The 6443-nt window shown below is 68.0% G+C and carries 5 protein-coding genes; 1 reads left to right on the top strand and 4 read right to left on the bottom strand.

The genetic code is table 11. From position 1 onward, the window contains the following. The 4 genes from alaS to aroB all read right to left on the bottom strand — a co-directional run. The coding region (alaS, locus tag HUK84_RS08485; RefSeq protein ID WP_176639915.1) for an alanine--tRNA ligase at nt 1–2157 on the bottom strand (2157 nt) is incomplete at its 3' end. A 146-nt stretch (nt 2158–2303) separates the two neighbouring features. Further along, the gene (locus HUK84_RS08480) at nt 2304–2801 is read right to left on the bottom strand and encodes a GtrA family protein (protein WP_176639914.1); all 498 of its coding nucleotides are present in this window, start codon (nt 2799–2801) and stop codon (nt 2304–2306) included. A gap of 125 nt (nt 2802–2926) precedes the next feature. Next, on the bottom strand, nt 2927–4051 hold the full coding sequence (locus HUK84_RS08475) for an OmpA family protein (RefSeq protein WP_176639913.1): 1125 nt from the start codon (nt 4049–4051) through the stop codon (nt 2927–2929). A gap of 320 nt (nt 4052–4371) precedes the next feature. Next, the gene (aroB, locus tag HUK84_RS08470; protein ID WP_176639912.1) at nt 4372–6168 is read right to left on the bottom strand and encodes a 3-dehydroquinate synthase; all 1797 of its coding nucleotides are present in this window, start codon (nt 6166–6168) and stop codon (nt 4372–4374) included. A 113-nt stretch (nt 6169–6281) separates the two neighbouring features. Here aroB and HUK84_RS23520 point away from each other — a divergent pair, with 113 nt between their 5' ends. Continuing rightward, a complete protein-coding gene (locus tag HUK84_RS23520; protein WP_281362768.1) occupies nt 6282–6410 on the top strand; it encodes a hypothetical protein in 129 nt (42 codons plus the stop codon). The last annotated feature ends 33 nt before the right edge of the window (nt 6411–6443 follow it).

The following is a 6443-nucleotide window of genomic DNA, read 5'->3' as shown; positions in this document are numbered from 1 at the left end:
CTGGTCGGCGGCGACCGCGGCCTGCTCGGCCGTCCTGCCGGTCACGGCCTCGATGCGGCGCACGCCGGCCGAGACCCCGCTTTCCGAGGTGATGCGGAACAGCCCGATATCGCCCGTGCGGTTCACATGCGTGCCGCCGCACAGTTCGATCGACCAGGCGGCGCGGCCGGGTTCGGGCGCGCCCATGAAGACGACCCGCACCTCGTCGCCGTATTTTTCGCCGAACAGCGCCATGGCGCCCAGGTTGATCGCCTCGTCCTGCGACATCGGGCGCGTGGTCACCGGGCTGTTCTCGCGGATGCGCGCGTTCACCTCGGCCTCGACCGCCGCGATCTCCTCGGGCGTCAGCGGCCGGGGCTGGCTGATGTCGAAGCGCAGGCGGTCGGGGGCGTTCAGGCTGCCCTTCTGCGTGACATGGGGGCCGAGTTGCCGCCGCAGGGCCTCATGCAGCAGGTGCGTGGCCGAATGATGGGCGCGGATCGCGCCGCGGCGTTCGTGATCGACGCTGGCCACCACGGCCTGGCCGACCCGCGCTGTGCCTTCGATGATCGTGCCGGAATGCACCAGCAGGTCGCCCAGGCGCTTCTGCGTGTCGGTGACGGCGATTCGGAGCCCCGGCGCGGTGATCAGGCCGGTATCGCCGACCTGGCCGCCGCTTTCACCGTAGAAGGGGGTCTGGTTCAGCAGGAGTTCGACCCGCGCGCCGGCGCCGGCTTCGGTCACCGGCCTGCCGTCATGGACGATCGCCTGGATCTCGGCCTCGGCCTGCTCGGTGGTGTAGCCCAGGAATTCGGTCGCGCCGAACGTGTCGCGCGCTTCGAACCACACGGTTTCGGTCGCGGTGTCGCCCGACCCCGCCCAGGCGGCGCGCGCGCGCGCGCGCTGCATCTGCATCGCGCGGTCGAAGCCTTCGACGTCCACGGCGTGGCTGGTGCCGCGCAGCGCGTCCTGCGTCAGGTCCAGCGGAAAGCCGAACGTGTCGTACAGCTTGAAGGCGACGTCGCCCGGCAGGGACTGGCCGTCGCCCAGCCGCCCGGTTTCGTCCTCCAGCAGGGCCAGGCCGCGTTCCAGCATGGCCTTGAACCGCTCTTCCTCGCCGCGCATCGTCTCGCGGATCAGCCCTTCCGCCTGGACCAGTTCGGGATAGGCGGCGCCCATCTGGCGGACCAGGGTCGGCACCAGCTTGTGGAACACCGTTTCCTTGGTGCCCATCATGTGCAGGTGCCGCATGGCGCGGCGCATGATGCGGCGCAGGACATAGCCGCGGCCGTCCTTGGACGGCAGCACCCCGTCCGCGATCAGGAACGAGGTCGAGCGCAGATGGTCGGCCACCACGCGGTGGCTGGCGCGGAACGGCCCGTCCGGATCCTGGCCCGTCGCGTCGGCCGAGGCCAGGATCAGCGCGCGCATCGTGTCCGTGTCGTAATTGTCGCGCTTGCCCTGCAGGATGGCGGCGAACCGCTCCAGCCCCATGCCGGTGTCGATCGACGGACGCGGCAGCGGCGCGCGCACGCCCGGCGGGTCCTCGAAGAACTGCATGAAGACCAGGTTCCAGATCTCGACGAACCGGTCGCCATCCTCGTCCGGCGAGCCCGGCGGGCCGCCCGGAACGTCGGGCCCGTGGTCGTAGAAGATTTCAGAGCACGGGCCGCACGGGCCGGTATCGCCCATCCGCCAGAAATTGTCGGCCGTGGCGATGCGGATGATCCGGTCGTCGGACAGGCCGGTGATCTTGCGCCACAGGCCGGCGGCTTCCTCGTCCTCGGCATAGACGGTGGCCAGCAGCCGCTCGGGCTTCAGACCGAAATCGCGGGTGATCAGCGTCCAGGCGAATTCGATCGCCTCGGCCTTGAAATAGTCGCCGAACGAGAAATTGCCCATCATCTCGAAGAATGTGTGATGGCGGGCGGTATAGCCGACATTGTCCAGGTCGTTATGCTTGCCGCCGGCGCGCACGACCTTCTGCGCCGTGGTGGCGCGGGAATAGGGACGCGTCTCCTGGCCGGTGAAGACGTTCTTGAACTGCACCATTCCGGCGTTGGTGAACAGCAGGGTCGGGTCGTTGCGCGGCACCAGCGAGGAGGACGGCACGATCTGGTGGCCGTTCGCCGCAAAGTAATCGAGAAAGGCCGCGCGAATATCGTTGGTTGTGGGCATGGCGGAAGACTGACGATCCTGAAATGACGAAGGCCGGAATGTTCTGACGTTCCTTCACCTAGCGCACGCCGTGCCCGGCAGGAAGAGCGCAGCCGCATCGGCGATGCGAATCGCCCGGCCGGGCGGGGATGCGCCTCCCCTGACGTTCAGCCCGGCTGGCCCTGTCCGGCCGGGGCGTCCGGCCGGTGCCGGAACACCACGCGCCGGCTGAGATTGAAGTTGGCGAACAGCCCGGCCAGCGACCCGGCCGCCAGGGCGAGGGCCGGAATGGTCCGGCATATGGGCATGGTCATGAACAAGGTGAAGACCATGCCGCGATTCAGGACGAAGCCCAGCGCATTGGCCAGCAGGAACCGCGCCCACTGCACCAGGACGGGATCGGCATGCGCGACGTGGCGGAATGTCCAGTGGCGGTTCAGCAGCCAGTTGAACGTCGCGGCGATGAAATAGGCCGCGATCGTCGCCCCGGTCAGGCCGATCAGCGGGCGCAGCCCGTAGACGCTGGCGGTATCCCAGCCCAGGCCCAGCGTACCGACCATTCCGAACTTCACGAACGGAACCAGCCTGGCGCGCCAGGCGGCGGTCCCGGTCGGGCCGGGCGGCGGGGCGCCGGTTTCGGAGGGGGGATCGATGGTGGCGGGCATGGCCTCGGTCATTGCGGGATGAAGGGGCGGCGGGGTGGGACGGGTTGTATCATCCGGGGATTTGTGGACAAAAAAAGGGGATGCCCGAAGGCATCCCCCTTTTCCTGGCGCCGCGGGCGGCAAGATCAGTGCAGGATGATCTCGACGCGACGGTTCTGCGGCTCGCGGGTGTTCGGGCCCGTCGGAACCAGCGGATGCGACTCGCCGTAGCCATGGATGTCGATCGCGTTGGCCGGCACGCCGTCACGGATCAGTTCAGCCTTCACGCTCTGCGCGCGACGGACGGACAGACCCATGTTGTATTTCTGACCACGCGGGCCCGGATGGGCGGCCGAGTTGTCGGTGTAGCCGTTGACCTCGATGCGGGTCGTCTGGACGTGGGTCGAAGCCTGGGCGGCCTCGGCCACGATCTCACGCGCGCGGGCGGTCAGGTCCGAGCGATCCCAGTCGAAGAACACCAGGTAGGTGCGCGCCGGGGTCGGAGCGGGCGGCACGACGACCGGAGCCGGCGGCGGCGGCGGCGGAGCCGTCTCGAACGCATAGCGCAGGCCCAGGATGAACTGATGGTTGAAGCGGTCGTCGAAGTTCGCGTTGCCCGAGTGCTTGCCCATCTGGTCCCAGGTCGTCAGCGTGTACGAACCCGAGCTGAAGGTCTGGCCGAGCATGCGATACTGCGCGGTCACCTGCAGGCCCGGAACGCCCGGGATGTCATAGGCCGCGCCGATGATGCCCTGGTAGGCGAAGCCGCCGTTCGTGCCGCCCAGGCGGCTGACGTCGCCGTTCATGTAGGCGGTGGTCGTCGGGCTGTAATGCTGCCACAGATAGCCCACGCCGACGCCGACGAACGGGGTGATGGGCACGTCGATGCCGAACTGCTTCAGGTCGATGTCATACAGGACGTTCACCAGGCCGCCATAGGACTGGTCATTGCCCGAGGTCGAGCCCGGCATGGCGGTGTAGGCGCGGTGGCTGATCTCGGAATAGTTGTAGACGCCCTCGAGTTCGACGCGCAGGCCGTTACCGAAGCCCCAGCCGAACGCACCGAAGCCGGTGAAGCCGTCCTTGTGGCGGTACTGGGATGAGCTGATCTGGCCGGGCATCGGGTCGTTGGCGAAATGACCATGCTGGTTCTGAACCAGGTTGTAGCCGCCGCCCAGGTCGACATAGGGACCGGTGATGATGGTCGCATTCGCAGCAACCGGTGCAGCCGCCATCAGCGTGGTGGCCAGTAATGCCGTGCGGAGACGCATTATTTTCGTCCTCAATATAATCATCCGTTCGAGTAACCGCCGCACCATGGGCGGTCAGCCTCAGCGTGATGCTCAACCCCCTATAGATCCTTCGGTTCCGGCTTAGGAACCCATCTGATCGGCAGAGCAGGCATTACTGTCGCGCAGCGTGTTGAAACGGCAACAGTTTATTTCGGACGGATTACGGGTTCCGAAAGGTGCCCGGGCTGCGCCGCGCGGTGCCCAGGGTTTGGAAGCGGGGTCTGGAATTTGCAAAGATCCTGTTTGGATCGGGAAAGTGTGGCGGCGGACGTTGCTCCGGCGCCACAGGGCGGGACGTATCAGTCCCCGCAGCCTTCCATAAGCAGAATGTCGTGAATAGTGTCGCGCGACACGTCGCGGCAGGTAAAGGCCTGCCCGATTCCGCGCGCCAGGACAAAGGACAGGCGTCCGTCGCGCATTTTCTTGTCGTGCTGCATGTGGGCGATCAGCCGGTCCGCCGAGAATGAGGCATTCAGGTCGGCGATGCGCGTGGGCATGCCCAGCCGTTGCAGATGCGCCATCAGGCGGTCCAGGTCCGTCTGGTGGCAGAATCCCATGCGCACCGACGTCATGAAGGCCAGCCCCAGGCCGATCGACACGGCCTCGCCATGCAGCAGGCGGCCGTCATAGCCCAGTTCGGCCTCCAGCGCATGGCCGAACGTGTGGCCCAGATTGAGCAGGGCGCGCCCGTTGGATTTCTTTTCCTCGCGCTCGTCGTCGCCGACGACGCGGGCCTTGAACAGGCAGGCCAGGCGGATCGCCTCGGCCTGGGCGCCGGCGTCGCCGGCCAGGACGGCCTGGCCGTTGGCCTCGCACCATTCGAACAGGGCGGCGTCGCCGATCAGCCCGGCCTTGACGATTTCGGCATAGCCGGCGCGCAGTTCGCGGACCGGCAGGCTGGACAGGGTCGCGGTATCGGCCAGCACGGCGATCGGCTGATGGAACGCCCCCAGCAGGTTCTTGCCGAACGGCGTGTTGATGCCGGTCTTGCCGCCGACCGAGGAATCGACCTGCGACAGCAGGGTGGTCGGGATCTGCACGAAGGGCAGGCCGCGCAGCGTGGTCGCGGCGGCGAAGCCGGCCAGGTCGCCGACCACGCCGCCGCCCAGCGCGATCACCGTGGTGCCGCGTTCGACCCCCAGCTCCAGCAGCCGGTTGGTCACGCGTTCATATTCGGCCAGGGTCTTGGACGCCTCGCCGGCGCCGATCACGATCACGTCGGTGCGGATGGGGCTCTCGGCCGGGTCGCCGGCCAAATCTCCCGTAAGACCCCCCGTAAGACCTTCCAGCAGGCGCGGCAGGTGCAGGGCGGCGACGGTTTCGTCGGTCACGATCACCACGCGCCTCTGCGGCAGGACCGGGGCCAGCAGCCTGCCGGCATGGCGCAGCAGGTCCGTGCCGATCGTCACGTCGTACTGCCAGCGATCCAGCCGCACGGGCACGATGTGCGGCGGCTTGCCCGGCGTCAGGGCGGTAATGACGGCGGCGGCGCTCTGCTCCACGCTTTCTTCTCCACAATCCACGGTGATGTCGGCCTCGGCATAGATTGGATGCCGGATGTCGATCAGGGCCGCCAGGATATCGCGCGGGTTGCCCCCGTTCAGCAACGGGCGATGAGTGCGGCCCTGGACGCGCCGCACCAGGACCGGCAGCGGGCAGCGCAGCCAGACCGAAACCCCGCGATCCCGGATGACGGCGCGCGTCGCCGGATCCATGAACGCGCCGCCCCCGGTCGCCAGGATCAGCGGCCCGCCATCGAGGATCCGCCGGATGACGCGATGCTCGCCCTTGCGGAACTCGGCCTCGCCATACCGGCGGAACAGGTCGGCGATGGAACAGCCCGCCGCGCGCTCGATCTCGACATCGGCGTCGACGAACGGCATGCCCAGCCGGGCTGCCAGGCGCCGGCCGATCGTCGTCTTGCCGGCGCCCATCAAACCGACCAGCACGATGCTGCGCGCGCCCGGGTCCGGCGCCGCGGGCGCCGCCTGCGCCCCGGTGAGCAGGTCGAGAGACAGGAACGGGGTTTCCCGCTCGTCGGCGGCGGGCGGGTCGGTGGCGGGATCGGATGCGGCGGAATCAATCGGGCGTGACATGATTCGCAACCTAACATAGAGCAAAGGCACCAAGCCATCCGGACGAGTCGCGCGGGCCGACCGTCCGGATGGCCACGTTTCGGCGTCGAGGTTCGGCTATGCAGCGCATTCTGTTGGCTTTTGCGGTTCTTGTGCTCCTGGCCGCCGGGGGCGGATTCCTGTCGCTGGGGGCCTTTCCGCCGGCCGCGCCCACGCAGCCGGTGCACAAGGACCTGTCGGCGGATCATTTCGCCCGGCCGTGACGGAGGCGGCCATGCCGCGCGCAGCGGCGGAGG

Source organism: Nguyenibacter vanlangensis (assembly GCF_013376155.1).
Lineage (GTDB): Bacteria > Pseudomonadota > Alphaproteobacteria > Acetobacterales > Acetobacteraceae > Gluconacetobacter > Gluconacetobacter vanlangensis.
This window is presented reverse-complemented; position numbering and strand designations above follow the sequence as displayed.

Coding starts and splice junctions, on each gene's coding strand:
- HUK84_RS08480 (WP_176639914.1), bottom strand. CDS start 2,801: ATGCCCGCCACCATCGATCCCCCCTCCGAAACCGGCGCCCCGCCGCCC.
- HUK84_RS08475 (WP_176639913.1), bottom strand. CDS start 4,051: ATGCGTCTCCGCACGGCATTACTGGCCACCACGCTGATGGCGGCTGCA.
- aroB (WP_176639912.1), bottom strand. CDS start 6,168: ATGTCACGCCCGATTGATTCCGCCGCATCCGATCCCGCCACCGACCCG.